Annotated in this window: 21 protein-coding genes and 1 pseudogene; 11 read left to right on the forward strand and 11 right to left on the reverse strand. The window is 72.4% G+C overall.

The window, feature by feature from the left end; genetic code table 11:
- Positions 1 to 27 precede the first annotated feature (27 nt).
- Entirely contained in the window at positions 28 to 1,488 is a 1,461-nt protein-coding gene (locus ACH4TV_RS30715) for an MFS transporter (RefSeq protein ID WP_398403788.1), read from the reverse strand.
- 381 nt (positions 1,489 to 1,869) lie between these two features.
- On the opposite strand from ACH4TV_RS30715, the gene ACH4TV_RS30720 reads away from it, so the two are divergent.
- Together ACH4TV_RS30720 and ACH4TV_RS30725 are read left to right on the forward strand one after the other, a co-directional pair.
- Positions 1,870 to 2,589: a hypothetical protein gene (locus ACH4TV_RS30720; protein WP_398403790.1), complete on the forward strand. Its 720-nt coding sequence runs from the start codon at positions 1,870 to 1,872 to the stop codon at positions 2,587 to 2,589.
- Entirely contained in the window at positions 2,586 to 3,137 is a 552-nt protein-coding gene (locus tag ACH4TV_RS30725) for a SixA phosphatase family protein (RefSeq protein ID WP_398403792.1), read from the forward strand. The genes ACH4TV_RS30720 and ACH4TV_RS30725 overlap by 4 nt, the downstream gene beginning before the upstream one ends.
- Here the strand turns inward: ACH4TV_RS30725 and ACH4TV_RS30730 are convergent.
- Positions 3,134 to 5,077 (reverse strand): amino acid transporter, encoded by a 1,944-nt coding sequence (locus ACH4TV_RS30730; RefSeq protein WP_398403794.1) that lies wholly within the window; start codon positions 5,075 to 5,077, stop codon positions 3,134 to 3,136. The genes ACH4TV_RS30725 and ACH4TV_RS30730 overlap by 4 nt on opposite strands.
- A gap of 143 nt (positions 5,078 to 5,220) precedes the next feature.
- Between ACH4TV_RS30730 and ACH4TV_RS30735 the strand changes: the two genes are divergently transcribed.
- The 3 genes from ACH4TV_RS30735 (at position 5,221) to ACH4TV_RS30745 (ending at position 10,259) form a co-directional block, all read left to right on the forward strand.
- The gene (locus tag ACH4TV_RS30735; protein ID WP_398403796.1) at positions 5,221 to 5,847 is read left to right on the forward strand and encodes a YigZ family protein; all 627 of its coding nucleotides are present in this window, start codon (positions 5,221 to 5,223) and stop codon (positions 5,845 to 5,847) included.
- 115 nt (positions 5,848 to 5,962) lie between these two features.
- Positions 5,963 to 7,126, forward strand: coding sequence for an exonuclease SbcCD subunit D (locus ACH4TV_RS30740; protein WP_398403798.1), 1,164 nt, complete (start codon positions 5,963 to 5,965; stop codon positions 7,124 to 7,126).
- Positions 7,127 to 7,274: 148 nt separating this feature from the next.
- Complete coding sequence (locus ACH4TV_RS30745) at positions 7,275 to 10,259, forward strand: AAA family ATPase (protein ID WP_398403800.1); 2,985 nt, start codon at positions 7,275 to 7,277, stop codon at positions 10,257 to 10,259.
- A gap of 12 nt (positions 10,260 to 10,271) precedes the next feature.
- Here the strand turns inward: ACH4TV_RS30745 and ACH4TV_RS30750 are convergent, their stop codons facing one another.
- Positions 10,272 to 10,718 (reverse strand): Lrp/AsnC family transcriptional regulator, encoded by a 447-nt coding sequence (locus tag ACH4TV_RS30750; RefSeq protein ID WP_398403802.1) that lies wholly within the window; start codon positions 10,716 to 10,718, stop codon positions 10,272 to 10,274.
- A 137-nt stretch (positions 10,719 to 10,855) separates the two neighbouring features.
- Here ACH4TV_RS30750 and ACH4TV_RS30755 point away from each other — a divergent pair, with 137 nt between their 5' ends.
- Together ACH4TV_RS30755 and ACH4TV_RS30760 are read left to right on the forward strand one after the other, a co-directional pair.
- Positions 10,856 to 11,338 carry a rhodanese-like domain-containing protein gene (locus ACH4TV_RS30755; RefSeq protein WP_398403804.1) on the forward strand — a complete coding sequence of 161 codons (483 nt, stop codon included), beginning with the start codon at positions 10,856 to 10,858 and terminating at the stop codon, positions 11,336 to 11,338.
- Positions 11,339 to 11,372: 34 nt separating this feature from the next.
- On the forward strand, positions 11,373 to 11,891 hold the full coding sequence (locus ACH4TV_RS30760; protein WP_398403806.1) for an Imm21 family immunity protein: 519 nt from the start codon (positions 11,373 to 11,375) through the stop codon (positions 11,889 to 11,891).
- A gap of 114 nt (positions 11,892 to 12,005) precedes the next feature.
- On the opposite strand, the gene ACH4TV_RS30765 is transcribed toward ACH4TV_RS30760, so the two are convergent.
- The 4 genes from ACH4TV_RS30765 to ACH4TV_RS30780 all read right to left on the reverse strand — a co-directional run bounded on the left by ACH4TV_RS30765 (position 12,006) and on the right by ACH4TV_RS30780 (position 18,387).
- A complete protein-coding gene (locus ACH4TV_RS30765) occupies positions 12,006 to 13,697 on the reverse strand; it encodes a DUF885 domain-containing protein (protein ID WP_398403808.1) in 1,692 nt (563 codons plus the stop codon).
- Positions 13,698 to 13,831: 134 nt separating this feature from the next.
- On the reverse strand, positions 13,832 to 15,100 hold the full coding sequence (locus tag ACH4TV_RS30770; protein ID WP_398403810.1) for a GNAT family N-acetyltransferase: 1,269 nt from the start codon (positions 15,098 to 15,100) through the stop codon (positions 13,832 to 13,834).
- A gap of 111 nt (positions 15,101 to 15,211) precedes the next feature.
- Positions 15,212 to 16,801, reverse strand: a complete 1,590-nt coding sequence (locus tag ACH4TV_RS30775; protein WP_398403812.1) for an alkaline phosphatase D family protein — start codon at positions 16,799 to 16,801, stop codon at positions 15,212 to 15,214.
- A 155-nt stretch (positions 16,802 to 16,956) separates the two neighbouring features.
- Entirely contained in the window at positions 16,957 to 18,387 is a 1,431-nt protein-coding gene (locus ACH4TV_RS30780) for a PLP-dependent aminotransferase family protein (protein WP_398403814.1), read from the reverse strand.
- 47 nt (positions 18,388 to 18,434) lie between these two features.
- Between ACH4TV_RS30780 and ACH4TV_RS30785 the strand changes: the two are divergent.
- Positions 18,435 to 19,292, forward strand: a pseudogene (locus ACH4TV_RS30785) (EamA family transporter); the annotation flags it as partial.
- A gap of 42 nt (positions 19,293 to 19,334) precedes the next feature.
- Here ACH4TV_RS30785 and ACH4TV_RS30790 read toward each other — a convergent pair.
- Positions 19,335 to 20,177, reverse strand: coding sequence for an alpha/beta fold hydrolase (locus tag ACH4TV_RS30790; RefSeq protein WP_398403816.1), 843 nt, complete (start codon positions 20,175 to 20,177; stop codon positions 19,335 to 19,337).
- A 161-nt stretch (positions 20,178 to 20,338) separates the two neighbouring features.
- On the opposite strand from ACH4TV_RS30790, the gene ACH4TV_RS30795 reads away from it, so the two are divergent.
- Positions 20,339 to 21,232 (forward strand): RNA polymerase sigma-70 factor, encoded by an 894-nt coding sequence (locus ACH4TV_RS30795; RefSeq protein ID WP_398403818.1) that lies wholly within the window; start codon positions 20,339 to 20,341, stop codon positions 21,230 to 21,232.
- 111 nt (positions 21,233 to 21,343) lie between these two features.
- Positions 21,344 to 22,105, forward strand: a complete 762-nt coding sequence (locus ACH4TV_RS30800; RefSeq protein ID WP_398403820.1) for a GntR family transcriptional regulator — start codon at positions 21,344 to 21,346, stop codon at positions 22,103 to 22,105.
- A 109-nt stretch (positions 22,106 to 22,214) separates the two neighbouring features.
- On the opposite strand, the gene ACH4TV_RS30805 is transcribed toward ACH4TV_RS30800, so the two are convergent.
- The 3 genes from ACH4TV_RS30805 to ACH4TV_RS30815 all read right to left on the reverse strand — a co-directional run bounded on the left by ACH4TV_RS30805 (position 22,215) and on the right by ACH4TV_RS30815 (position 25,343).
- A complete protein-coding gene (locus tag ACH4TV_RS30805; RefSeq protein ID WP_398403822.1) occupies positions 22,215 to 23,372 on the reverse strand; it encodes an ROK family transcriptional regulator in 1,158 nt (385 codons plus the stop codon).
- Positions 23,373 to 23,472: 100 nt separating this feature from the next.
- Positions 23,473 to 24,135, reverse strand: coding sequence for a response regulator (locus ACH4TV_RS30810; RefSeq protein ID WP_398403824.1), 663 nt, complete (start codon positions 24,133 to 24,135; stop codon positions 23,473 to 23,475).
- Positions 24,136 to 24,149: 14 nt separating this feature from the next.
- The gene (locus ACH4TV_RS30815) at positions 24,150 to 25,343 is read right to left on the reverse strand and encodes a sensor histidine kinase (RefSeq protein ID WP_398403826.1); all 1,194 of its coding nucleotides are present in this window, start codon (positions 25,341 to 25,343) and stop codon (positions 24,150 to 24,152) included.
- Between the two features lie 108 nt (positions 25,344 to 25,451).
- On the opposite strand from ACH4TV_RS30815, the gene ACH4TV_RS30820 reads away from it, so the two are divergent.
- Positions 25,452 to 26,387 (forward strand): ABC transporter ATP-binding protein, encoded by a 936-nt coding sequence (locus ACH4TV_RS30820; protein ID WP_398403828.1) that lies wholly within the window; start codon positions 25,452 to 25,454, stop codon positions 26,385 to 26,387.
- The last annotated feature ends 2 nt before the right edge of the window (positions 26,388 to 26,389 follow it).

Genomic DNA, 26,389 nt, shown 5'->3' on the forward strand with positions numbered 1-26,389 from the left:
GAGGAGGGGAGAGGGGGAACCGTGGCGTCAGACCGCCTGGCCGACCTGGACCTCGTCGAGGCGCTTGCTCCTGGGGATCAGGAAGGTCAGCAGCGTGCCCACGGCACAGCATCCGACCACGAGCCAGAGCCCGTTGGTGAAGCCGGTGTCGAGGTAGAACTGCGTGCCGTGCATGACCGCCCCGTGCTGGGACATCACGACGAAGGCCAGCTGGGACACGACGATCTGCGCGACGCCCTGACCGAGGGTCTGGGCTCCGTTGGCGAGCGCCTGTTCCTCGGGGGTGACGACCTCGATGATCATGATGGGCACGATGGCCATGACCATGCCCGTTCCGGTGCCCGCGATCAGGCCCATCCCCACGATCTCCCCGGCGCTGTGGTGCAGTTGGGTGCCGATGCCGTAGCCGAGGACGGTGAGCGCGGAGCCGACGCCCAGCAGGATCCGTGCGTCCGTCCGGCGGGCGAGGAAGCCGGTGCCGACGGCCGCCACGATGATCATGGCGCTGATGGGGCTGGTGACGATCGCGTTGTGGGTGCCGGACCAGCCCAGGCCTTCGGAGACGTCGGGGATCTTCGGCATCAGGATCAGCATCTGGAGCACGACGCCGACGGCACTGAGCGAACCGGCCGCTATGGAGGTGGCCAGCAGGACGGTCCACACCGGGCGGCGCCCGGTCATGGCCGGCGGGAACAGCGGTTCGGCGACGCGGCGCTCCACGAGGACGAAGACGACCAGCGTGATCAGCGCCCCGGCGACCCAGGCGGCGAACCTGGCGCTGTCCCAGCCCCAGTGCGAGCCCTGGCCGACGGCGTAGACGAGCGCCGTGATCCCTCCGCCGAGGAGGATTCCGCCGATCCAGTCCATCCGGCCGCCGGCCGCGCGGATCGGGCTCTCGGGCACGAAGGCGGCCACCAGCACGAAGCTCACGGCGGTGCTGACGGCCATGAACCACAGAACGCCGCGGAAACCGTGGTCGTCCAGGAGCCAACCGGACAGGAAGGGCCCGCCGAAGGCGACCAGGCCGACACCGCCGGCGAGGATTCCGCTGGCGAGTCCGACCCAGCGGCGGGGGAACACGTCACGGGTGATCGCGTAGGCGAGGGGAGCGGTGGCCGCGTAGACGCCCGCGATGCCGCGCCCGATCAGCAGGGTGCGGTAATCGGTGGCGAAGGCGGCGATCAGGTCGCCGACGAAGCCGAGACCGATGGCGACGAGCAGCACCTTCTTCTTGCCGAAGAGCGCGGCGGCCTTGACCGCGAAGGGCAGGAAGAAGGTCCCGGTCAGCAGGGTCATCAGGGTGAACCACGCGATCTCGGTGGTCCGGAAGTGGATCGCGACCTCGGCCTGCGAGATGCCGGACAACGCGGCCATGAGCGCGACCAGTTGGACGGTCCACACGAGGGCGATGACGACGAGCACGTTACGTCTGGTGGAGAGCGGTCTCTCGTGTTCTTGCGGAGCGGCGGCGGTCTGTGTCTGTGACATGGGCGGCTCTTCCAGGGCAGGGGTGAGCGGAGGGGAGGTTGGCGCGATTTTGTAGACCCAACGGTCGGTACAATCAATAAGGTGCGCGTAAAGAGCCCTCCGGACCCGACCGATCCCGCTCAGCGGGACGAAGATGTCGGTGCGGAACGCGCCCCAAAGGGGCGCGGGGCTGTGTCGATCTGCGGCTCCGCCGCGTGGGCGCGACCAGCCCACCTGCGGAACGCGCCCCAAAGGGGCGCGGGGAACTGCGCGACCAGCCCCCACTGCCCGCACCAGATGAACCGCCTATGAAAGGGGCCGCGGGGAACTGCGCGACCAGCCCACCGACCCGGACCCGCGCCAAATCGAACCGCCCGACCAGCGGAGCGTTACGCTCACACCGTGCTCCGCATCTTCGACGCCCGAACCGGCGAGTCCGTAGTCGCCGCCCCGGCCCGCCGGGCCCTGACCCGTGTCGAGGCGCACGCCCCGGGCTTCGACACCACGGCCCTGCGTGTGCTCCTGGTCGCCGATGTCCTCTTCCGTGCCCTGGAGGTCGGCGGTACCCCCGTGTGGGCCGTGCTGGCCGGTGAGGAACAGGTGGCCGAACTCCGGGCGGGCGCCGCGGCTCTCGGTATCCGGCCCTTCGAGGACCGGAGTGATGTCGGACCGGAGCCCGCGCACACCCAGGTGATCCACGTGGTGAACCGGGGTGACGGCGTGACGGGCGGCGTCCGGCTCGACGTCGCCGCCGTCGACTCCGTGGGCGTCCCCAAAGACGTCGACCCCACCACCCTCCGCCTCGCCCTGCTCGCCCGCCCCCGCTCCGAGCCCGTCCACCTGGACCGGGCCGCGCTGGCCGACGCGGGCGACACACTCGCGCACTGGCGCCGGTCGGTCGCCGCCTGGGCCCGGCAGCCGTCCCGGCCGGTGCCCGACGCTGTACGCCACGACCTGCGAGCCGCCTGGGAGGACGACCTGGACGTGCCCGCCGTACTGGACGTCCTGCGTCGCGTCGAGACCCTCGGCGGGCTGCCGGACGGGGCCCGCTTCGAGGCGTATGCCTACGCCGACCGGGTCCTAGGCCTCGAACTCACCCGTGAGATCGGGTCGTTGGCGTGATCGCCCGCCACGGCGCGGGCCCGCTGCGCCGGCTGGTCGTCCTGCGGCACGCCAAGTCCGCCTGGCCGGCGGGCGTCGACGACCACGAGCGCCCGCTCGGGCCACGCGGCCTGCGGGACGCTCCCGCCGCCGGGCGCGCGCTCGCCGAGGCCGACTGCCTGCCGGACCTCGCCCTGTGCTCCACCGCCGAACGGGCCCGCCGCACCTGGGAGTTGGCAGCGGCCCAGTGGGGCACCCCACCGCCGGTGCGGGACGATCCGCGGCTGTACGGGGCCGACGTACCGGAGTTGCTGGCTGCCGTGCGCGAAGCCCCGCCCGAGGTGGGGACGTTGCTGCTGGTCGGGCACAACCCCGGCCTGGAGGAACTGGTGCTGGAACTGGCCGGGGACGGGCTCGACGACGCGCTGGACGACGTACGGACGAAGTTCCCGACCTCCGCGATCGCCGTTCTGGCCTGGCACGGCGACAGTTGGCGCGACCTCGCACCCGGCACGGCCCTGCTGACGAGCATGACCGTGCCGCGCGGCAGGAAGAAGAAGCGCCCCTAACCCACGTGGACGTGTGGGCGTCGTTCCAGGTCCGGTTCGGCGCGGCGGAGGACCTCGCGGGTGACCGGGGCGACCTCGCCGTGGCCGAAGATCAGGAAGCGGACCAGATGGCTGAAGGGGTTGCCCTCGGTCCAGTTGAAGTAGGCGTGCGGGACCTGGCCGGTGCGGTCGCGCAGTTGCATCAGCACCGCCGCGATGGTGTTCGGCACGGTCGCGCCCTCCACCCGCAGCCGGCGCGCTCCGTGCTTCTCGTCGCCGCGCACGGCGAGATCGGCGGTGAAGTCGGAGGAGTCCCGCACGAACACCTCAAGGAACAGCACGGGACGGCCGTCCGGGATGTGCGTCTGCTCGCGCTGGCTGTACTCCTTGGCGCGGTACTCCCGGGTGCTGTGCTCCTGCGGCTCGTTGGCGATCACGAGGAGCGGTCCGCCGGCCGCCGCCTCGTCGATGAACCGGGCCGCCGTCTCGTCGAACGTGACCTGTGCCGCCCGCAGTTCGAAGGCGCGGCGCACCCGTGAGGCGAACGAGGTGACGAGGATCGCCAGGATGAAGATCGCCGCGATCTTGATGCCGTCGGGCCGCTCGATCACGTTCGTGACCAGGGTGTAGGCGAACACCGCGGTGATCACGCCGAAGCCGATCGTGGCGGCCCGGTGCCCCCGCTTGTGCACGGCGACCGCCGACGCGAACGACGCGGACAGCATCAGCACCAGCACCCCGGTCGCGTACGCGCCGCTCTGGTCGTCGACGTTCGCGTTGAACCAGAGCGTGATGAACACGGCCGCCGCCATGAACACCAGCACCAACGGCCGGACGGCCCGCGTCCATTCGGGCGCCATGCCGTAGCGGGGCAGATAGCGCGGTACGAGGTTCAGCAGGCCGGCGAGTGCGGAGGCGCCCGCGAACCAGAGGATCGCGATCGTCGACACGTCGTACACCGTGCCGAAGGCCTCGCCGAGGTGCTCGTGCGCGAGATAGGCGAGGGCGCGTCCGTTCGCCGGGCCGCCGCTCTCGAACGCGGACTGCGGGATCAGGATCGTCGTCGCCAGACTGGACAGCAGCAGGAAGCAGCTCATGATCACGGCGGCGGTGGTGAGCAGCTTGCGGGTGTCGCGGATACGCCCCTCGGGCCGCTCGTACGTGTCCGTCGCATCGCCCTTGACCTGCGGCATCACCGCCACGCCGGTCTCGAAGCCGGACATGCCGAGCGCGAGCTTCGGGAAGACGAGCAGCGCCACACCGATCATCGCCAGCGGCGAGGAGTGCTCCCCGGTCATCGCGTCGGTCCAGTCACCGACCAGGACGGGGTGACTGAGCACCTCCCCGGCGGAGACGGCGAGGACGACGACGTTGAGGACGAGATAGGCGCCCACGAGCACCACGGCGATGCCGATGGCCTCTTTGAAGCCCTTGAGGAAGACCGCACCCAGCCCGACGACCAGGACGAGGGTGATCCAGACGTTCCCGCCGTGCATCCAGTGCGGGGCGAAAGGATTCTCCACGACATGCGCGGACGCGTCCGCCGCCGACAGCGTGATCGTGATCATGAAGTCCGTGGCCGCGAACCCGAGCAGCACGAGCACGAAGATCTTCCCCGACCACCAGGGCAGCAGCCGCTCCAGCATGGCGATCGAGCCCTCGCCGTGCGGACTCTCCCGCGCGACCCTCCGATAGACCGGCAGCGCGCCGAGCAGCGTCAGCGCGATCAGCACGAGCGTGGCGAGCGGCGACAGGAGACCGGCCGCGAGCGCGGCGATGCCCGGCTGGTAGCCGAGGGTGGAGAAGTAGTCGACGCCGGTGAGGCACATGACCCGCCACCATCTGTGCCCCTGATGGTCCTCGGCCGGAGCGGCATGCGGCCCCGGATGCCGGGCCGACCGCTCACTGAGCCCCTCCAGCAGCCAGGACCGCCACTTGCTCTGCACCTGGACGCCGGTCATGCGGTGATCTCCTTGAGGTCTTCTTTGTCTGCTGTTTACTTCTTTTACTTCTTTGTTGATGTCTCTGTGTATTCGGCCTGGCCTGCGGCCTTTGGGCAACGAGGAGTGAGTATCCACCACGCCAACCCCCGTAGGGTGACCGGATGCCGGACGAGTACCGCACAGTGGCCCACGCGGGAGTGCACGAGACCGAGGTCAACCGCTCCCGCTTCCTGTGCGCCCTCGCCCCGGCGGCCACCGAACAGGAGGCCCAGGCGTTCGTCGCCGCCGTCCGCAGGGAACACGCGGACGCCACACACAACTGCTACGCGTACGTCATCGGCGCCGACGCCTCCGTCCAGCGGGCGAGCGACGACGGCGAACCGGGCGGCACGGCAGGCGTCCCCATGCTCCAGATGCTGCTGCGCCGCGACATGCGGTACGTCGTCGCCGTCGTCACCCGCTACTACGGCGGCGTCAAACTGGGCGCGGGCGGCCTCATCAGGGCGTACGGGGGAGCGGTCGGCGAAGCCCTGGACACCCTCGACACCCGCACCCGCCGCCGCTTCCGGCTCGCCACGGTGACCGTCGATCACCAACGGGCCGGCAAGGTCCAGAACGACCTGCGGTCGACCGGCCGCGAGGTCAGGGACGTGCGGTACGGGGAGGCCGTCACGATCGAGATCGGACTCCCGGACGCCGAGGTGGAGACGTTCCGGTCGTGGCTGGCGGACGCGACAGCGGGGACGGCCGGGTTCGAACTCGGCTCAGAGGCCTACGGGGACGCGTGACGGGTGTGAGTGGACTCGGGTGCGTGTGCGTCACGGTGGCCTCGGGGGCCGCACATCGGGCCGATACGGGAGTAACCGCCCGTGATGTCAGACCCGGCTGTTAGTTTCGGGGATCATGAGGCTGCTGCACACGTCCGACTGGCATCTCGGCCGCGCTTTCCACCGGGTGAACATGCTCGGGGCGCAGGCCGAGTTCATCGGCCATCTCGTCTCCGTCGCGCGCGAGCGCGAGGTCGACGCGGTGGTCGTGTCCGGTGATGTGTACGACCGGGCGGTGCCCCCGCTGGCCGCGGTCGAGCTCTTCGACGACGCCCTGCACCGGCTCGCCGGCCTCGGTGTGCCGACGGTGATGATCTCCGGTAACCACGACTCGGCCCGCCGCCTCGGCGTCGGCGCCGGGCTCATCGACCGCGCAGGCATCCACCTGCGCACCGACCCGTCGGCCGCCGGTACCCCGGTGGTGCTCCGGGACGCCTTCGGCGACGTGGCCTTCTACGGCCTGCCGTATCTCGAACCCGCCCTGGTGAAGGACGAGTTCGGGGTGGAGAAGGCGGGCCACGAGAGCGTCCTCGCCGCCGCCGTGGACCGGGTCCGCGCCGACCTCGCCACGCGCGCGGAGGGCACCCGTTCCGTCGTCCTCGCCCATGCCTTCGTCACCGGCGGTGAGGTCAGCGACAGCGAGCGGGACATCACCGTCGGAGGGGTCGCCTCCGTGCCCGCCGGGGTGTTCGACGGCGTCGACTATGTGGCCCTCGGGCATCTGCACGGCTGCCAGACCATCACCGAGCGCGTGCGCTACTCGGGCTCCCCGCTGCCGTACTCCTTCTCGGAGGCCGACCACCGCAAGAGCATGTGGCTGATCGACCTGGCGGGCGACGGCTCGCTCACCGCGGAGCGCGTCGACTGCCCGGTGCCTCGCGCGCTGGCCCGTATCCGGGGGCCGTTGGAGGACCTGCTCGCCGATCCCGGCCTCGCCCGGCACGAGGAGGCCTGGGTCGAGGCGACGCTCACCGACGCGGTGCGCCCGGCCGACCCGATGGCCCGGCTCATGGAACGGTTCCCGCACACCCTGAGCCTCGCCTTCGACCCGGCGCGGTCACCGGAGGACCCTGACGTGACGTATGCGCGGCGCCTGGAAGGGCGCGACGACCAGGAGATCGCGGAGGACTTCGTCATGCATGTGCGGGGCGCGGGAGCGGACGAGCACGAACGGGGCGTGCTGCGGGACGCGTTCGACGCGGTGCGCGCCGACGAGACGGTGCGGGAGGTGGCCCGGTGAATCCGGCAGGGGCTGACGGGACCGGGCGCGGTGGCAGAGGCGGGAGCCGCAGGGCAGTGCCCGCGCGGGCCGGCTCGGGCGACGATACGGGCAGCCGCGCGCGGACGGACCGGCGCGGTGGCATCGCCCCGCACAAGGAGGGCGCCCGGTGAGGCTGCACCGGCTGGACATCACCGCCTTCGGGCCCTTCGGCGGCGCCCAGAAGGTCGACTTCGACGACCTGTCGGCCGCCGGACTTTTCCTTCTGCACGGTCCGACGGGCGCCGGCAAGACCTCCGTCCTGGACGCCGTCTGCTACGCGCTGTACGGCTCGGTACCCGGCGCCCGCCAGGGCGGCTCCCTGCGCAGCGACCACGCCGCGCCCGGCACCCGGACGGAGGTCACCCTCGAACTCACCGTCGCCGGACGCCGGTTGGAGCTCACCCGGCAGCCGCCCTGGGAGCGCCCCAAGAAGCGCGGCGCGGGCACGACCCTCGACAAGGCCCAGAGCTGGCTGCGCGAGTACGACGCCTCGGCCGGCGCCTGGAAGGACCTCAGCCGCTCCCACCAGGAGATCGGCGAGGAGATCACCCAGCTGCTCGGCATGAGCCGCGAGCAGTTCTGCCAGGTCGTGCTGCTGCCCCAGGGCGACTTCGCCCGCTTCCTGCGCGCCGACGCCGAGGCCCGCGGCAAGCTGCTCGGCCGTCTCTTCGACACGCATCGCTTCGCCGAGGTCGAGAAACGCCTCGCGGATCGCCGGCGCGCCGCCGAGGCCGAAGTGCGCGACGGGGACGCGGAGTTGCTGGCCGACGCCCACCGGATGCAACAGGCAGCCGGTGACGCCATGGAGCTGCCCGGCCTCACGCCGGGTGAACCGGGGCTGGCCGAGGCCATCATGGGAGCCGCCGCCGTCGCCCGCTCCACCGCGCGCGAGCGGCTCACCATCGCCCACTGTGCCCGCGCCGCCGCCGAGTCCGCGCAGGCCGCGGCCGACGGCGCGCTGGCCGCCGTACGCGAAGTGGCGCGGTTGCAGCGGCGGTTCGCGGAGGCGCGGGAGCGGGCCGGGCGGCTGGAGGAGCGGGCGGACGCGCACCGGGAGGATCGGCTGCGGATGGAGCGGGCCCGCAAGGCGGAGGCGGTGGCGCCCGCGTTGGAGCTGCGGGAGGAGGCCGAGGCCGAGCACCGGCGCGCGGCCGACGGAGAGGCACGCGCGCGTGCCCTGCTGCCGGACACCTTCGCCGACGCCGGTGCCGGTGGACTCGCCGCCGCCGCACGCCGGGCCGCCGAGGAACTGGGCGGGCTGGAGTCGGCCCGCCGCGCGGAGCAACGCCTGGCCCATGTCATCGACGAGCGCGCCGGCCTGGACCGCCAGGAGCGCGCCGACGAGGACGTGCTGCACGACGCCGAGAACTGGCTGGGCGGGTGGGAGGCGACGCGGGCGGGCCTCCAGAGCCGTATCGAGTCGGCGCAGGAGGACGCCACCCGGGCCGAACAGCTCGCCGTCCAGCGGGAACCCGCCCAGATCCGGCTCAGGGCAGCCCGGCAGCGCGACGCGTTCGCCCGGGACACGGACGAGGCGCAGACACACGTACTGGCCTCCCGCGAGCGCGCCACGGAGGCCAAGGCACACTGGCTCGACCTCAAGGAACAGCGCCTGAACGGCATCGCCGCCGAACTGGCCGCCAACCTCGCCGACGGCGAACCCTGCGCCGTCTGCGGAGCCACCGAACACCCGGCCCCCGCACGGAAGATCGCCGGGCACGTCGACCGCGAGGCGGAGGAAAGCGCGCTGGCCGCCTACCAGCGGGCCGACGAAAGGCGCGCCGAGGCCGAACGCCGACTGGGCCTCGTACGCGAGGCGCTGGCCGCCGCCACAGCCGAGGCCGGGGACGCGCCCACCGCACAACTCGCCGAGCAGACCGAGGAGTTGGAGCGGCAGTACGAGGACGCCCGACGGGGTGCCTCCGGGCTGCACCCGGCCCGCGAGGAACTGCGCAGGGCCGAGCAGGAGCACGAGCGCCGCACCCTCGCCCAGCAGGAGGCGGCACTCAGGACGGCATCCCGGGTCGCCCACCGGGACACCCTCGACCGCGAAAAGGCCACGCTGGACGAGGAGTTGGCGCAGGCCCGGGGCGGCGCCGACAGCGTTTCCGCGCGGGCCGCGCAACTGGAGCGGCGGGCGGCGCTGCTCACGGAGACAGCCGAGGCCGCCCGCACCGCCGAGGACACCGCCCAGCGCCTCAAGGACGCCGACGCCCGCCTCGCCGACGCCGCCTACCGCGCCGGATTCGACACCCCGCGGGCGGCGGCGGAAGCCCTGCTGGACGACGCGGCCCACCGTGAACTCCAACGGCGGCTGGACGCCTGGCAGTCCGAGGAAGCCGCCGTACGGGCCGTCCTCGCCGAGCCGGACACCGCGGCCGCCGCCCAGCAGCCGCCCGCCGACCTCGCGGGCGCCGAACAGGCGGCCTCGGCAGCTGCCCGGCGCCTGCGGGAGACCGCGTCCGCGCGCGACGCCGCCGCGAACCGCTGCGTGGAACTCGACCGCCTCTCCGCCCGCTCGGCCACGGCGGTCCGACGGCTCGCGCCGCTGCGTGCGGCCCACGACCGGGTGGCCCGCCTCGCCACCCTCACCGCGGGCACCTCGGCGGACAACGAACGCAGGATGCGGCTGGAGTCGTACGTCCTCGCGGCCCGCCTGGAACAGGTGGCCGCCGCCGCGACGGCACGGCTGCGGCGCATGTCGTCCGGGCGCTACACCCTCGTCCACTCCGACGACCGGGCCGGCCGGGGCCGCAGCGGTCTCGGCCTGCACGTCGTCGACGCCTGGACCGGCCGCGAGCGGGACACGGCGACCCTGTCCGGCGGCGAGACCTTCTTCGCGTCGCTCGCCCTCGCCCTCGGCCTCGCGGACGTGGTCACGGACGAGGCCGGCGGGGTCCGCCTCGACACCCTCTTCATCGACGAGGGCTTCGGCAGCCTCGACGAACAGACCCTGGACGAGGTCCTCGACGTCCTCGACTCGCTGCGTGAGCGCGACCGCAGCGTCGGCATCGTCAGCCATGTGCCGGACCTGCGCCGGCGGATCCACGCCCAGCTGGAGGTGGTGAAGGGGAGATCGGGGTCGGTGGTGCGGCAACGGGGCGGTGAGTGAGCCCGCCGACGCTCAGTGACCGAGGGGACGGCGGGGGAGCGGCGAGGAGTAGACGACGCTCGTGGTGACGGACCCCAGCGCGCCGATCTTCCCCGACACCTCCTCCAGGTGTCGCATCGAACGCGCGGTGACCTTGATGACGAAGCAGTCGTCGCCGGTCACGTGATGCGCCTCCAGGATCTCGGGCGTCACGGCGACCAGGTCGTGGAAGGGCTTGTAGTTGCCGTTCGGGTACCTCAGCCGTACGAAGGCGAGGATCGGCAGCCCGAGCCGCTCCGGGTCGACCACCGCCGCGTACCCCTGGATGACACCGGCCTCCTCCAGCCGCCGCACCCGATCGGTGACCGCGCTCGCGGACATCGCGACGGCACGCGCCAGCTCGGCGAACGTGGCGCGGCCGTCGCGCTGGAGGACTTCGAGGATGCGCCAGTCGGTGGCGTCCGGGGAAAACGTGCTCATGCCCGAGGAATAGCAGGGTAATCCCCGGCTGATCAAGCTGAAGGCCGTGGATCACACCTTCAGGTGAAGCGATCACCGGCCGTAGATTTCTGGCCATGGAGTCCTGCCCGGGGCTCCCACCAGGGAAAGGCCGGACCATGAGCGTCAGCACGACCGTCGTCAACCCCGTCCTGCGCGTAGCTCCGGCCTCCCCGGCCGAGGCCGCCGCCTACTTCGGCGCCAGCCTCGCCTTCCACGCCGACGTGTCCGACGTGGCCGCCGTGCTCGGGGCCGACGGCGAGCCCGGTTTCGTCGTCCTCGACTCGCGCTCCACCGAGTCCTGGGACCAGGGCCACATCCCTGGCGCACTCCATCTGCCGACGGCCCTGATCCCCGAGCAGGCCGACCGCCTCCTCGACAGGTCCGTACCGGTGGTGACGTACTGCTGGGGCCCCGGCTGCAACGGTGCAACCCGCGCCGCCCTCGCCCTCGCCCAACTCGGCTACCAGGTCAAGGAGATGCTTGGCGGCTTCGAGTACTGGGTGCGCGAGGGCTTCGAGTTCGAGACCTGGGAGGGACGCGAGCGCCGCGACCCCGACATGCTGACGGCCCCGGTGGAGGCGGCTGACTGCGGTTGCTGATTTACGGGTGCGCACTGCGTGTAGGTTGCTGTGCATGGCACGAAACGCGAATGCTGGCGCGGCAGTTGAGTGGGTGGAGTCGGGCGGCGGACCGCTCATCGTGGTACCGGAAGCGGTGTTGCCGTTCTGGTCCGGCGCGGACGGCGACGAGTTGTCGACGGACTACGACCGGGCCTGCGAGGTGGACGGTCGCATCGGGTTCGTGCCCGTCGGCGACATGACGGCTCTCGTCCTCGGCGACGAACCCGCCTCGACCGCGTTCCTGCCGGAGCACGACACCTTCGTACGGTGGTGCGCCGCCGACTCCGAGGACGAACTCCTGGCCAGTGTCCCGGCAGCGCTCGCCGCGGCGGAGTGGGAGGCGGACAGGGCGTGGGACATCCCGGGGGACGTGCTCCTCTTCGACTCGGCCTGGCCGGGCAAGGAGACGGACCGTACCGATCATCTGCGCGTGGAACTGGCGCCGGGGCGGTACGCGGTGCGGGCGGCGTACGTGGAACCGGGGCCGGAGACGTGGGTGGGGCTCGTACAGCTGCGGCGGCTGACCGGCTGACCGGTTGAAGGGCTTACGCGAGGACGGGGGCCGGGGGTGCGGGGCGTACCTCGAGCCCCACAACCCCCGTACCGCCCCGCCGAGTTACCTCACGGCCGCGTCGGCGTCAGTTGCTCACAGCTGTGACAGCTCGTCCACCAGGTCGTCCAGCCCCAGCGACCCCTGCGACAGCGCGGCCATGTGCCAGGCCTTCGCGTCGAAGGCGTCGCCGTGGCGGCGCTGGGCGTTCTCGCGGCCCAGCAGCCAGGCCCGTTCGCCCAGTTTGTAGCCGATCGCCTGGCCGGGGATCGTCAGGTACCGGGTCAGTTCGCTCTCCACGAAGTCCGCGGGGCGGCTGCTGTGGGCGCCGAAGAACTCCTGGGCCAGTTCCGGCGTCCAGCGCTCGCCCGGGTGGAACGGGGAGTCCGCCGGGATCTCCAGCTCCACGTGCATGCCGATGTCGACGATGACGCGGGCCGCCCGCATCATCTGCGCGTCGAGGTAGCCGAGGCGCTGCTCGGCGTCCGTGAGGAAGCCCAGCTCGTCCATCAGACGCTCCGCGTACAGCGCCCAGCCCTCGCAGTTGGCGCTGACACCGCCGATGGTGGCCTGGTAGCGGGAGAGGTTCTCGGCGACGTGCGCCCACTGCGCGAGCTGGAGGTGGTGGCCGGGGACGCCCTCGTGGTACCAGGTCGAGACGAGGTCGTACACGGGGAAGCGGGTCAGGCCCATGGTCGGCAGCCAGGTGGTGCCGGGGCGGGAGAAGTCCTCCGACGGGGCCATGTAGTAGGGCGCCGCCGCACTGCCGGGCGGCGCGATGCGCGACTCGACCCTCTTCACCCGCTCGGCGAGTTCGAAGTGCGTGCCGTCCAGCGCCTCGATCGCCTGGTCCATCAGGCCCTGGAGCCACTCGCGGACCTCGTCGACGCCCTCGATGTGCTTGCCGTGCTCGTCGAGATGCGCCAGCGCCACCCACGGTGTCGCGGCGCCGGGCAGGATCTTCTCCGCCTCCTGCTTCATCTCGCCGAGGAGGCGGTGGAACTCGGCCCACCCGTACGCGTACGCCTCGTTGAGGTCCAGATCCGTACCGTTCCAGTAGCGCGACCAGCGCGCGTACCGCTCCCGGCCCACGGTGTTCGGCGCGCCCTCGACGGCCGGCGCGTACACGTCCCGCATCCAGTCCTGGAGTGCGACGACGGCCTCGTCCGCGATCCGCGCCGCCTCGTCCAGCTCGGTGCGCTGAGCCTCGGGGCCGGCCGACGCGAAGTCCGCGAACCAGCCGATGCCCTTGCCGTCCAGGTCGGACCACTCGCCGAGCTGCTCGATGAACGTGGCGGTGGGACGCGGACCCGCGTACAGCTCGCGTTCCAGACCCAGGGCCAGGCTCTCCCGGTAGCCCCGCAGTGCGGTCGGCACCGCGCGCAGCCGCTGCGCGATCGCCGCCCAGTCCTCGTCCGTCTCCGCCGGCGTCACCGTGAACACCTCCCGCACCGAGTGCGCGGCCGTGTGCATGTTGCCGACGGCGCGCAGGCCCTCGCCGGCCTCGTGCACGGCGAGTTCGGCGGTGAGCCGCTCCCGCAGCAGGCGCCCGCAGCGCCGCTCGATGTCACTGTCCGCACCGGGCCGCCGCTCGGCCTCGTCCAGCCGCGCCAGCGTCGTCCGGGCCAGCTCCGCCAGGGCCTCCTGACCCGCGGGCGAGGTGTCCGGAAGCCTGCTCGAACTCTCCTTCACGCCGAGGTACGTACCGGTGATCGGGTCGAGGGCGATGAGCTCGTCGACATAGGCGTCGGCGACCTCACGGGGCAGCGGGCTCTTGGTATCTGACATGGGCCCATCCTCGTACGCGACGACGGTTGGCGTCACGTCGATTCGACGCCACCGTGCCCAGCGGGTCCGGCGTGGCGAGGCGCGGTTCGGCCACGACGGACCCGCCGACAGAGCACCGGGACTTGACGGAGCGTTCAGTCCCGCACGCTGTGGTCGTACGACAGCGGAGCGGCCACCGGGGACGCGTCCAGGCGTGCTGTGATCACCAGCGTGCCCGCCTCGATCTGGTAGTCGAGCGGCAGCCCGAGGCCGCGCATCGCGGCGACCATGCCGGTGTTGGAGGACTGCGTGACGGCGTACACGTGCTCGCAGTTCGCCTCACGCGCCATCGACACCAGGCGGCGAAGAAGCTCGCCGCCGATACCGCGCCGCTGCCACTCGTCCTCGACGACCAGCGCGATCTCGGTCTCGTCGCCGTCCCAGAGGAGGTGACCGAGGCCGACGACGCGCCCCGACGCCGTCTGTACGGCGAGGGTGCGGCCGAAGCGCGGGCTGAGCAGGTGGCCCAGATAGCGGTCGGCGTCGCCCATCGGGCCGTGGTAGCGCAGCGAGAGGGTGCGCGGTGAGCAGCGCTCGTGCATCGCCTTCGCCGCGTCCAGGTCACCCGCGTCGGCCCGCCGTACGGTGATGGCGTTGCCGCGCGGCAGCGTCAGCACGTCCTGGCCGTGCGGGACGCGGGCACCGAGCCGCGCGTCCAGCTCCACCAGGGCCCGCGCCCGCGCGAACTCGGTCGGGGTGAACGGCAGATACGGCCGCTCCACAGTGATCACTCCGCCTTCCGGCGCGCGCAGCCGCATCACCGTGTCCGTCTCTTCGAGGGCTCCCTCGACCGGTACGCCCGCCCGCGCCGGCTGGTCGCCGCCGGGCAGCGACCGGATCGTGCACCGGCCCAGCAACTGACGCAGCGCCAACGGCAGTTCGGCCCGGTCCAGGGCCGTACGAGTGGCCAGGCCCAGGATCCGGGTCGGCGCGTCGACGAGATCGTGGGCGTCGGCCCGCTCGATCCACGTCCCGGTGCCGCCCGCCCCGGACACCGACTCGGAGATCTCGGCCGCGCCGAGGTCACCGGGGGCACGCAGCAGGAACTCGTCGACAGTGCCCTGGGCCAGCGGGTGCGTCTGGAGGCTGAGGATGTCGATGTGCCGCTCGGCGAGGGCGATGCACAGCGCGGCGAGCGATCCCGGCTCGTCCTTCACCGTCGTACGCATCCGCCACAGCACACTCGCGCCGGTGTCGGGGGCGGTGCCGGTTTCGACACCGGGGTCCTCTGCCGGTGGAGCATGACCGTGGCGGCTTGCCCACCATGTGCGCAGCAGCGCGGCGAGCTCGACCGCGTCCCGCCGCCAGCGGCGCACGGGACGCCCGTTGTTCACGGAGGTTTCGTCACACATGTTTCGAGTCATGCAGCCACCTTGCGGTACCGGTGTTGCGTGATCACGAACGGACTGTGACCTAAGGGTTAAGTCACATTTCATACATTTCGTCAACTTTTATACGATTGCCATCGCGAGCTTCTACTGCCCCACCCGTCCCGGCTGCAGCACCTTCGTGAACAGCACCGTCCCGTCCTGCTCGCGCAGCCGCACCGTCAGTTCTCCGCTGTCGCCGTCGATGTCGACCTCGCCGAAGAACTGGTAGCCGCCGGCGGGTGAGATGTTCGCCGTGGTCGGCGCCTTCACGAAGACCCGCTCGGGACCGAACGTGCCGTCGAGCGCGCTGGCGGGGAAGGCCCCGGCGTTCAGCGGGCCCGACACGAACTCCCAGAACGGCTCGAAGTCGGTGAAGGAGGCCCGAGAGGGCTGGTAGTGCTGGGCCGAGGTGTTATGGACGTCTGCGGTCAGCCAGACCGTGCCGGTGATCCGACGGTGCTTGACGAACCGCAGCAGCTCGGCGATCTGCAGCTCACGTCCGAGGGGCGCACCCGGGTCGCCCTGGGCGACGGCCTCGATGTTGGCCTTGCCCTCGGTGGCGTCCGGCACGACCAGGCCCAGTGGCATGTCGGCGGCGATCACCTTCCACACGGCTCGCGAGCACGACAGCTCCCGCTTGAGCCACTCCAGCTGCTCCGCGCCGAGGATGCCCTGCGGGTCGACGGTCTGGTCGTCGGGCGAGTTGGCGTTGCGGTACGTCCGCATGTCGAGGACGAACACGTCGAGCAGCGGCCCCTGGTGCAGGACGCGGTGGACGCGGCCGTCCCGGGCACCCGGCCGGAGCGTGGAGACGGGAAAGTACTCGCTGAAGGCCCGCTCGGCCCGGCCGACCAGGGTGTCGACGCTCTTCTCGGTGTAACGGGTGTCCGAGTCGAGGATCGTCTGACCCGGGTACCAGTTGTTGCGCACCTCGTGGTCGTCCCACTGGACGATCGACGGGACCTGGGCGTTGAACCGCTGGAGGTTCTCGTCGAGCAGGTTGTACCGGAAGTTGCCCCGGAACTCGGCGAGGGTCTCCGCGACCTTCGCCTTCTCCTCGGTGGTGATGTTCCGCCAGGTGCTGCCGTCGGGCAGCGCGGCGGTCGCGGCTATCGGGCCGTCGGCGTAGATGTTGTCGCCGCTGCACAGGAAGAAGTCGGGGTCGAGCTTGCCCATCGCGTCGTAGATCCGGTAGCCGCCGAGGTCCGGGTTGATGCCCCAGCCCTGCCCCGCCAGGTCCCCCGACCACAGGAACCGCACTCCGTCGCGCCGCCGGACCGGCGCCGTACGGAAGGTGCCCGACACCGGCTCGCCGGTGCGGCGCGGGTCGTCCGGGTCGGCCAGCAGCACGCGGTAATGGATCTGCTCGCCCGGCGGCAGCCCGCGCAGCCGTGTCGTACCGGTGAAGTCGCTGTCCGCGCCGAGCAGCGGACCGTGCCACCGGCGGGCGTTGCGGAACGACTCGGTGGCGGACGTCTCGACGACCATCCGGGCCGGCCGGTCGGATCGCACCCACACCAGCCCCGAGTCGGCGGTCACATCGCCCGTCTGGACACCCCACCCTGCCTTCGGCCGCCCGGACAGGGCGAACGCGGGCGCCGCCGAACCGACGGCGGCGGGCAGGGCCAGGGCCGCCGACGCGGCGAGCGAGCCGCGCAGCACGCTGCGACGACCGGGCAGGGGAGAAGGTGACATGGGGTGTGCCTCCGGGGACGGGATCCGGCGAGTGTGCACAGCCACAACTACTCGCGCCCCGCAGCGCCCACGCAAACCACGAGTGAACAACTGCCCTGCGGACAAGGGAAGGCGGACAAGGGAAGGCGGAGAGGGGAAGCAGGCAAGGAAACCGGTCACCCGCCCAGCGCACCGGCCATGAGCCGGACCCCGGCCGCGATCCGCGCGGGCGACAACTGCGCGTACCCCAGCACCAGCCGCACACCTTCACCCTTCACGGGCGCGTGCGCGAAGTCCGTCAGCGGCCGTGCCGCGACCCCGGCCGCCGACGTCCGCTCCAGGAAACGGTCCTGCGGCCCGTACCGCTCCGGCAGCGCGGCGATGACATGCAGGCCCGCCGCGATCCCCGACACCTCCGCCCCGGGAAAGTGCTCCTCCAGCGCCGCCACGAGCACATCGCGGCGCTCGCGGTACGCGCGCTGGCAGCGACGCAGATGCCGGTCGTAGTCGCCGCGCTCCACGAACCGCGCGAACAGCTCCTGGTCGAGGGCGGGATGGCCCAGGTCCATCGTCCGCTTCCGCTCGACGACGTCCTCGGCGACCCACTCCGGTACGAGCAGCCAGCCGAGCCGCAGCCCGGGTGCGAGCGACTTGCTGACGGACCCCGTGTAGGCGACCCGCTCGGGATCGAGCCCCTGGAGGGCACCCACCGGCGCACGGTCGTACCGGAAGTCCCCGTCGTAGTCGTCCTCGATCACCAGCCCGTCGACCGACCGCGCCCAGTCGAGGAGTTCGGTACGGCGGCCCGCGGAGTAGGCGATCCCGGACGGGAACTGGTGAGCCGGCGTGGTCACCACCGCCCGCACCCCGGAGGCCCGCAGCGCGTCGAGGTCGAGGCCCTCGTCGTCCAGGGGCAGCGGTACGGCGTTCAGGCCGGCCGAGGTGTGGAGGGAGCCGTGTTCCGGGCTCCCGGGGTCCTCGACGCCGATGTCACGCATCCCGCGCGCGTGGAGCACGTGTCCGAGCAGCGTCGTCGCCTGCGCCACCCCGGAGACGACCACCAGCCGTTCCGGGTCCGCGACCACGCCCCGGCGTCGCGCGAGCAGCTCCGCCAGTGCCGTCCGCAGCCGGGGCAGCCCGCGCGGATCGGGGTAGCCGAGGGCGTGGTGCGGGACCTCCGCGAGCACCGCGCGCTGAGCGGCGGCCCACGCGGCACGCGGGAACAACGACAGGTCCGGGGTGCCGGGACGGAAGTCGGCCCGGGCACCGGGGGAGCGCGGAGCGAGGTCCCGCGCGCGCGGGTTCGCGGCCCGGGCGGCACCGCCCACCCAGGTGCCGGCCCCGCGCCCGCTGCGCAGATAGCCCTCCGCGGTCAGCTGCTCGTACGCCTCCGTGACCAGCCCCCGCGACACCCCGAGATCGACCGCGAGATCCCGGCTCGACGGCAGCCGCGTCCCCGGTACGAGCCGTCCCGAGCGGACCGCTTCCCGCAACGCCTCCTGAAGCGAACGCCCACGCGCGCGCGGCGGTGCGGAAGCCGCCGGGAGCAGCAACTCCCAGGCGGCGGAGCCCGGCAGGCCGTTCGGACTGGTCCCCGATGACGTCATGCAAGTGGACCTTAATCCGGCCCTCCGCGCTCCCTAGCGTCACCTCTATGAACGCCACGGCCCGACCCGCCGACATCACTGCCGCGCGCGGGGCCCTCCTCACCGCCCTCGCCGCCGTCCTCGTCGGCTGCTCCTTCACCGCCAACAGCGTCCTCGGCGAGTATCCGTACGCGGGAGGCCAGTTCCTGCGCTACGGACTGGCCTGTCTGCTGCTCCTGCCCCTGGTGGGCAAGGGAGGCGCCGCCCCACTGCGCTCGCTCACCGCCCGCCGGTGGACCCGCCTCGCGCTGCTCGCGGCCGTCGGCATGGTCGGTTTCAACCTGGCCGTCATCGCCGCCGAACGCAGCGCGGAACCGGCGGTGCCGGGGGTGTTCGTGGGCTGCGCGCCCGTGGTCGTGGCGGTCCTCGTCCCCTTCCTGGCCGGGCGGCGACCCCGACGGGCGGTGCTGTACGGGGCGTTGACCGTCGCCGTGGGCGCGTTCGCGGTCCAGGGGTGGGGCCGTACGGACGGCGTGGGCATCGCGTTCTCCGGGTGCGCGCTGGCCGGTGAGGTCGGGTTCGCGGTGCTCGCCGTGCCCCTGGTACGGCCCCTCGGGCCCCGGCTGCTGTCGGCGACCGTGTGCGGCCTCGCCGCCGCCGAGTCCGCGCTCGCCGGGGTGCTCCTCGACGGTGCCGCCTGGCTGCGCGTGCCCGACGCCACCGAGGCCGCCGCGCTGCTGTGGCAGGCGGCGGTCGTCACCGTCATCGGCTTCGTGTGCTGGTACATCGGCATGCAGCGGATCGGCGCGGAGCGCGCCACGCTCTTCTCCGGCCTCATCCCGGTCGCCGCGGCCTGCACCGCCCCGCTCGTCGGCACGGGCTCCTACGGCGCCGCCCAGGCCGCCGGAAGCGCCCTCGTCGGCGCCGGAGTCGCCCTGGGATCAGGTGCGTTCACTCGCGTACGCCGGTCAGCGACTGCCGTCGAGGAGGACGCGGGCGACCAGCGCGGGGTCGTCGTTCATCGGGACGTGTCCGCAGCCGGGCAGCCTGATCAGCCGGGCCTTGGGGATGATCCGCTTGGCGCGGATGCCCTGCCGGCGCACGAGCAGCAGATCCCGGCTGCCCCAGGCCACGGTGACCGGGATGCCCGGCACGTCGTCCGTGAACCGGATGTCGCGGCCGGTCCTGAGGGTCTCGCCGAACCGCTGGGCGTTCGCCAGGGCGAGCGTCTCGGCGACGACGGCAGCGGGTGAACGGCGGCCGGGACGGGCGTAGATGGTGCTCGTCAGAACCGTTCGGCCCGCCGCCGAGCGCGACAGCCGCTCGACCAGGGGCAACGGCATGCTCCGCGCGGCCCGCCGCATCGTGAGCAGCACCCCGAACGCGTACCGCCGCTCCGCCTGCGACCAGAACCCCGCCGGGGAAAGGGCGGTGACGGACCGGACGCGCTGTTCGCGGCCCAGTTCCAGGGCCAGCAGACCGCCCAGCGAGTTGCCCGCCACATGCGGCCGGTCCAGCTCCAGCGCCTCGCACAGGGCGCCGAAGACCGCGGTCATCGTCGGCAGGTCGTGCACGAAGTTGTCCGGCAGCGCCGGGGACGCGCCGAACCCGGGGAGGTCGACGGCGATCACATCGCGCTCGGTGGCCAGGATGTCGATCACCGGGTCCCAGGCCTGCCGGTGGTGCCCGATGCCGTGCAGCAGCAGAAGCGGTTCGCCGGCGCCCACGCGCGCGTACGACAGCTTCACGGTCGTGGTCTCGTCCCGCGGACCGTACGGAGACGGGACCTCGAAGGTGACGGTGGCGGACATGCGGTTGCTCCTCGTCGTACGTGTTTGTGCGGTGGTCTGTGCGGCTGCGCGCGGGCATGCGTAGACAGCTTGTCAGCAACTGCTACCGACGGGTAGCCCCCGTTGGTAACCGGCCGCCAACTCGCTGGACACGGCCCTCGGTGCCGGGTTGGGATGGACCCGTGACCGCCGACACCGTGACCGACGTCTTCGAAGAGCACCGGCCCGTCCTCATGGGCGTCGCCTACCGCATGCTCGGCCGGGTGGCCGACGCCGAGGACGTGGTCCAGGAGGCGTGGCTGCGCTGGTTCGCCGCCGACCGGACCGACGTACGCGAACCGCGCGGCTATCTCGTGCGCGTCACGACCCGGCTCGCCATCGACCGGCTGCGCCAGGTGAAGGCGCGGGGCGAGACGTACGTCGGCCCGTGGCTGCCCGAGCCGTATGTGACGGACCTTGTGGACACCGTTCCGGACGCGGCCGAGCGGGCCGTGCTCGCCGACACGGTGTCCCTCGCGGTCATGGTCGTCATGGAGTCCCTCTCGCCGCTGGAGCGCGCGGTGTTCGTGCTCCGGGAGGCCTTCGCCTACCCGTACGCGGAGATCGCCGCCATGCTCGACCGCGGCGAACCGGCGGTGCGTCAGCTCGCCGGACGCGCCCGCCGGCACGTCGACGAACGGCGCCCGCGGTACGAGGTCGACCCGAAACAGCGCCGTGACCTGACCGAACGGTTCCTCGTCGCCGCGGAGCAGGGCGACCTCGCGGGCCTCATGGAACTCCTCGCCCCCGACGTCCGCCTCGTCGCCGACAGCGGCGGCCTGGCGCGGGCGCCGCGCCGGATCCTGGAGTCGGCCGACCATGTGGGCCGCTTCATCGTCGGCACCGCGGGCAAGGGCCTCGCGGACGTGTCGTTCCGCTTCCTGGAGGTCAACGGCGGCCTCGCGCTGCTGGTCCTGTCCGGTGACAAGCCCGACAGCGTGTTCCAGATGGAGGTGGCGGACGGCCGTATCCAGTGCGTGTACATCATCCGCAACCCGGACAAGATGCGCGCCCTGGCCGCTCCCCACGCACACTGATTGGTCTTGACCAAGTACCGGGGCCGCCCTATGGTCGCAGGAAAGTGCAACAACCTTTAATAAACAAAGGCGCTAAAACGCCGCCGGACCACGGCGATTGCGGAGGACAGGGTGGGGACCACGCAGTTGGAAACGGTGCCGGAGCCGAAGTACTGGCATCTGAAGACCGTGCTCAGTGAGGCACTGGACTCCGAGTTCTCCGTGGGCGAGATCCTGCCCAACGAGCGCGATCTCGCGGCCCGCTTCGGCGTCGCCCGCGCCACGCTCCGCCAGGCACTGGAACAGCTCGAACTCGAAGGCCGCCTCCAGCGCCGCCGCGGTGTCGGTACGACCGTCGCCCCGCCGCGCATGGGCGTCGCCGTCGGCACGGCACAGCACGCCTGGCCGGGCACGGCGGACGACTCCTGGCAGCCCGTCGACAGCGCGCTGACCGTACCGGTGGTGGCCGTGGCCGCCGCCCTGGAGACCGGCCCGGACGAGCCCGTCCACACCGTGCGCCGCTCCCGCGTCTCGCGCGGCCAGCCGGTCGCCGCCGAGCTGCTCTACGTCCCGGCCTCCTCGGTGCCCGACCTGACGGCGATCGACGCCCCGTCCGGTGCGGCACGCGCGCGTGCGGTGCTGCGCGAGCTCCAGCGCCTGCAACTGGAGGGCCAGGACGGCGCCGTGGAACTCGGCTCGGCCCGCGCGGACGACGCCAAGGAACTGGACCGCCTCCCCGGGGCCCCCGTCCTCGTCGTCACGACCCGCTTCTTCGCCCAGGGCCGCACGGCCGCCCTCTCCGTCGCCACCTACCGCGCCGACACATGCCGCCTGACCTTCGGCGACTCCGGAGGAGTGGAAATACACCACGGCCCGGAACGCCGCGCGTCCTGACCGTCGAACGACCCCGCGCCCCCGAAGGGGCGCGGGGAACTGCGCGACCAGCCACGACGAACCCGCAGCCGCTACACCGCAGTCACTACCCCCCACTCCACGCGGAACGCTAACGCCGGGCCGTCACAGTCCCCTCCACCGCGAACAGCTGCTCCTCGACATGGTCGAGGGCCAGCCGTAGCGCACCCGTAGCCACCGCCGCCTCCCCGAGGAGCGACAGAGCCACGCCCGGCGGTCGCAGACAATACCGCGCCAGTTCGTCGCGCAACGGCTCCAGTACGCCGTCCAGTCCCGCCGCCCAGCCGCCGACGACGACCAGCTCGGGGTCGAGGGCCAGGACGAGCGCGGCCACGTCATGGACGAGCCGCTGGATGAAGCGGTCGACAGCCGCGCGGGCCTGCTCGTCGCCCTCGCGGGCGCGGCGGAACACCTCGGCGACGGCCACCTCGTCGAGGGGGTGCAGCGGCTCGCCCGTGGTCGACAGCAGCGCCTCCGGGGTCGCCCCCCGGCCCAGCAGATGCAGTGCGCCGATCTCCCCGGCCGCCCCGCCGTACCCCCGGTGCAGCCGCCCGCCGATCAGCGAACCGGCGCCGGGACTCAGCCCGGCCAGCACGAACACCACGTCGTCGGAGTCGACGGCGGCGCCCTTCCAGTGCTCGGCGACGGCAGCCGCGTTGGCATCGTTCTCCACCAGGACAGGACACTTGAAGGACCGGCTGAGCCGCTCACCGAGCCGCAGCCCGGTCCACTCGGGCAGCGCGGAGCACAGCCGGACGACTCCGTCGGCCTCCACGATCCCCGGCGTGGCCACGCCCACGGCTCGCAGCGAGTCGCGGGCCACCCCGGCGCGGCGCAACAGCTCGGCCACCGCCGACCGCAGCCGCTCAAGACGCTCGTCCGCGGGCGCCGCCTCGTCGACGTCCTTCACGATCGACCCCAGGAGACGCCCGTCCAGGTCGGACAGCAGCGCGGCCACCCGATGGGACCCGATCTCCAGGCCCAGCAGATGCCCGGCCTCGGCCCGGAACCGGAACCGCCGCGCGGGCCGCCCCTGCCGCCGGGCGACACTCTCGTCGGCGGCCTTCTCGACGACGAACCCGCCCTCGATGAGCCCCTCGACGACGCCCTCGACGGTCGGCCGGGACAGCCCGGTCACCCGGGTGATCTCGGTCAGTGTCGCGCAGTCCGTGGCACGCAGCGCGTGCAGCACCACCGCGGAGTTGATCCTTCGCAGCAGCGAGGGATCCCCGCCGGTCAGCTGCCCCAAGGTACGTCCTCCCAGCTCGTGCAAGTGTGGGGCGGATCGTACTCGGCGCGGAGCACCCGGGCGAGAGCCGGACGACCCCGACCTGTCCGGCGGCCCGGGATCATCCGGGCGCCACGAACCCGGACTCGTACGCCACGATGACCGCCTGCGTACGATCCCGGGCCCCCAGCTTCGCCAGCACCGCGCTGACGTGCGACTTCACGGTCTCGGTCCCGACGACCAGCCGGGCGGCGATCTCCGCGTTGGCCAGCCCGCGCGCCATCAGCCGCAGCACCTCCGCCTCACGCTCGGTCAGCCGCGCCCGCTCCAGCACGGCCCGTGCGGCCCGGTTCCCGCCCCCGTCGCCGTACTCGGCCGCCAGCCGCCGTACCGAGGCCGGGAACAACAGCGACTCCCCTTCGGCGACCAGCCGCACCGCGTGCACGATCTCGGCCGGCCGGGCCCGCTTGAGCAGAAACCCGTCGGCGCCGGCCCGCAGCGCCTCGTACACGTACTCGTCGTTCTCGAAGGTCGTCACCACCAGGATCTTCGGCGGCTCCGGCACGGTCCGCAGCAGCGCCCGCGTCGCCTCGATGCCGTCCATCAACGGCATCCGCACATCCATGGCGACCACATCGGGCCGCACCTGCCTGACCAACGGAATGACGGCGGCCCCGTCCGCGGCCTCCCCGACGACCTCGATATCGGGCTGCGCCTCCAACACGGCCCGCAGACCGGCGCGTACGAGGGGCTCGTCGTCGACCAGGAGCACGGTGATGGGCATCCGGCCAGCGTAGATCAGCGCAGCGGCAGCTCGACGTGCACCTGCCAGTCGCCCTCGTCGGGCCCCGTGCGCGCGCGGCCGCCCAGCAGCGCCGCGCGCTCCCGTATGCCGCGCAGGCCGCTGCCCCGGCCGGGGCCGGGTATCCCGGCGGTGAGCGGGTTGCGGACCTCCAGGGCGAGGGTGTCGTCGGCGACCCCGATACGGACCCGGACGGGAACGGCCCCCGCGTGCCGCAGCACATTGGTGAGCGACTCCTGGAGGATGCGGTAGCCCTCGCGGGACACCGGCCCCGGCACCCCGTCGAGAGGGCCGGACACCTCGATGTCGACCTTCGCCCCGGAGAAGCGCGCCGACTCCAGGAGACGGTCGGCCTCGGTGAGCGCCGGACGGCTGCTCGCCGGCCTGCCCGACTCGCGCAGGACGCCGAGGACGCGCTCCAGGTCGACCAGCGCGGCCCGGCCGGTCTCCTCGATGGCCTCCAGCGCCCGGTCGGTGAACGCGGGATCGCCGGCCGCACGGGCCGCGCCCGCCTGCACCACCGCCACCGTGAGCGCGTGGCCGATGGAGTCGTGCAGCTCACGGGCGATGCGATTGCGCTCCAGGAGCTGCTCGGTGCGCTCCTCCATGGCCGCGAGCCGCTCCGCGGGGGAGGGGCCGAGCAGACGCCCGGCCAGCCGGGTGATCAGCTCGCCCGCACCGACCACGACCGCGGCCAGCAGGGTCAGGGGCAGCGGCGTGAGCAGGGCGTACCACCAGTGGTGGCCCTCGACGCGGAGCAGGGCACCGTCGCCCGGGGTGTCGCCCAGCGCGGTCACCATCAGATTCTGGGTGGTGATGGGCAGTTGGACGGTCAGCATCGAGACGAGACCCCCGAGTACCAGCCGGGCCTCCAGCCAGAGCACCGTACGGCCGCGGTCGCCCCAGGTGACGGACGAGACGGCGACTATCTCCGAATCGCCCCTGTCGCCGACGCCTTCACTGTTGCTGTCCTGGCGGTGGTCGGTGAGCAGCAGTCTGGCCTGCAACCCCTCCACGGTCCGCATCGCGGGCACGAGCCCGGCGAGTCCGAGCAGCGCGGCCGACAGGAGCCAGATCCACCACTCGTCCTCGATGAAAAGCCACATGGCCGGCCACACGATGGCCATGAACAGATGGAGCCATCGTGTGTACGTGACGGCCCGGGTGAACGGGCGCAGGATGCGGACCATCCCGACATCCTGACAGCCGCCACTGACAACGGGCCTCCCCCGGGCGGGGGAGACGGAGCACTCCGACGGGGGAGGCGCCCGACCCCGGCCGGCGGTCAGGCTGCTGCCATGACCAGCATCGACGTCCAGAACCTCACCAAGGAGTACGGCACGACGCGAGCCGTCGACCACCTCACCTTCCGTGTCCTGCCCGGCCGCGTCACCGGCTTCCTCGGCCCCAACGGCGCCGGAAAGTCGACCACCATGCGGCTGGTGCTCGGCCTGGACCGGCCGACGTCCGGCACCGCCACGGTCGGCGGCCGGGCCTACGCCACCCTCGACGAACCCCTCCGCGAGGTCGGCGCCCTCCTCGACGCACAGGCCGCCCACGGCTCACGCACGGCCCGCGACCATCTGCGGGCGCTGGCGGTGAGCAACCGCATCCCGGAGCGCCGGGTGGACGAGGTCCTGGACGAGACGGGGCTCGCGTCCGCCGCCAGGCGCCGCGTGAAGACGTACTCCCTGGGCATGCGCCAACGCCTGGGCATCGCGGCCGCCCTCCTCGGCGACCCGCCCGTACTGCTGCTCGACGAGCCCTCGAACGGCCTCGACCCCGAAGGCATCATCTGGATCCGGGAGTTGCTGCGCCGCCTGGCCCGGGAGGGGCGGACGGTCCTGGTGTCCAGCCACCTCATGAACGAGACCGCCTCCTTCGCCGACCATCTCGTGGTCCTCGGCCGCGGCCGTCTCCTGGCCGACACCCCGATGCGGGAGTTCATCCACGCGCGCGTACAGCCACGTGTGCGGGTGCGCACGACAAAGGGCACCGCATTCAACGAGGTCCTCGCTCGCCACGGATACGAGGCCACCGAGCACGAGGACGGGCACCTGACCGTGCACCACGCGCGCGTGGACGACATCGGCAGGCTCGCGTCGGACGCCGATGTGCCGGTCCTCGAACTGGCCACGGAGGAAGGCACGCTGGAGCAGGCCTACCTCGATCTGACGATGTCCGAGACCGAGTTCGCCGGCCAGAAGCCCCCGGCGCAGCCACAGGAGGCCTGACC

Origin of the sequence: Streptomyces sp. NPDC020898 (assembly GCF_044333925.1) — a bacterium.
GTDB lineage: Bacteria > Actinomycetota > Actinomycetes > Streptomycetales > Streptomycetaceae > Streptomyces.

Excerpts from the sequence above, each read along its gene's own strand:
- ACH4TV_RS30730 (WP_398403794.1), bottom strand. The coding sequence starts at position 5,077 with ATGACCGGCGTCCAGGTGCAGAGCAAGTGGCGGTCCTGGCTGCTGGAG.
- ACH4TV_RS30765 (WP_398403808.1), bottom strand. The coding sequence starts at position 13,697 with ATGTCAGATACCAAGAGCCCGCTGCCCCGTGAGGTCGCCGACGCCTAT.
- ACH4TV_RS30770 (WP_398403810.1), bottom strand. The coding sequence starts at position 15,100 with ATGACTCGAAACATGTGTGACGAAACCTCCGTGAACAACGGGCGTCCC.
- ACH4TV_RS30740 (WP_398403798.1), top strand. The coding sequence starts at position 5,963 with ATGAGGCTGCTGCACACGTCCGACTGGCATCTCGGCCGCGCTTTCCAC.
- ACH4TV_RS30815 (WP_398403826.1), bottom strand. The coding sequence starts at position 25,343 with ATGGTCCGCATCCTGCGCCCGTTCACCCGGGCCGTCACGTACACACGA.
- ACH4TV_RS30810 (WP_398403824.1), bottom strand. The coding sequence starts at position 24,135 with ATGCCCATCACCGTGCTCCTGGTCGACGACGAGCCCCTCGTACGCGCC.
- ACH4TV_RS30820 (WP_398403828.1), top strand. The coding sequence starts at position 25,452 with ATGACCAGCATCGACGTCCAGAACCTCACCAAGGAGTACGGCACGACG.
- ACH4TV_RS30780 (WP_398403814.1), bottom strand. The coding sequence starts at position 18,387 with ATGACGTCATCGGGGACCAGTCCGAACGGCCTGCCGGGCTCCGCCGCC.
- ACH4TV_RS30750 (WP_398403802.1), bottom strand. The coding sequence starts at position 10,718 with ATGAGCACGTTTTCCCCGGACGCCACCGACTGGCGCATCCTCGAAGTC.
- ACH4TV_RS30735 (WP_398403796.1), top strand. The coding sequence starts at position 5,221 with ATGCCGGACGAGTACCGCACAGTGGCCCACGCGGGAGTGCACGAGACC.
- ACH4TV_RS30790 (WP_398403816.1), bottom strand. The coding sequence starts at position 20,177 with ATGTCCGCCACCGTCACCTTCGAGGTCCCGTCTCCGTACGGTCCGCGG.
- ACH4TV_RS30775 (WP_398403812.1), bottom strand. The coding sequence starts at position 16,801 with ATGTCACCTTCTCCCCTGCCCGGTCGTCGCAGCGTGCTGCGCGGCTCG.
- ACH4TV_RS30760 (WP_398403806.1), top strand. The coding sequence starts at position 11,373 with ATGGCACGAAACGCGAATGCTGGCGCGGCAGTTGAGTGGGTGGAGTCG.
- ACH4TV_RS30715 (WP_398403788.1), bottom strand. The coding sequence starts at position 1,488 with ATGTCACAGACACAGACCGCCGCCGCTCCGCAAGAACACGAGAGACCG.
- ACH4TV_RS30755 (WP_398403804.1), top strand. The coding sequence starts at position 10,856 with ATGAGCGTCAGCACGACCGTCGTCAACCCCGTCCTGCGCGTAGCTCCG.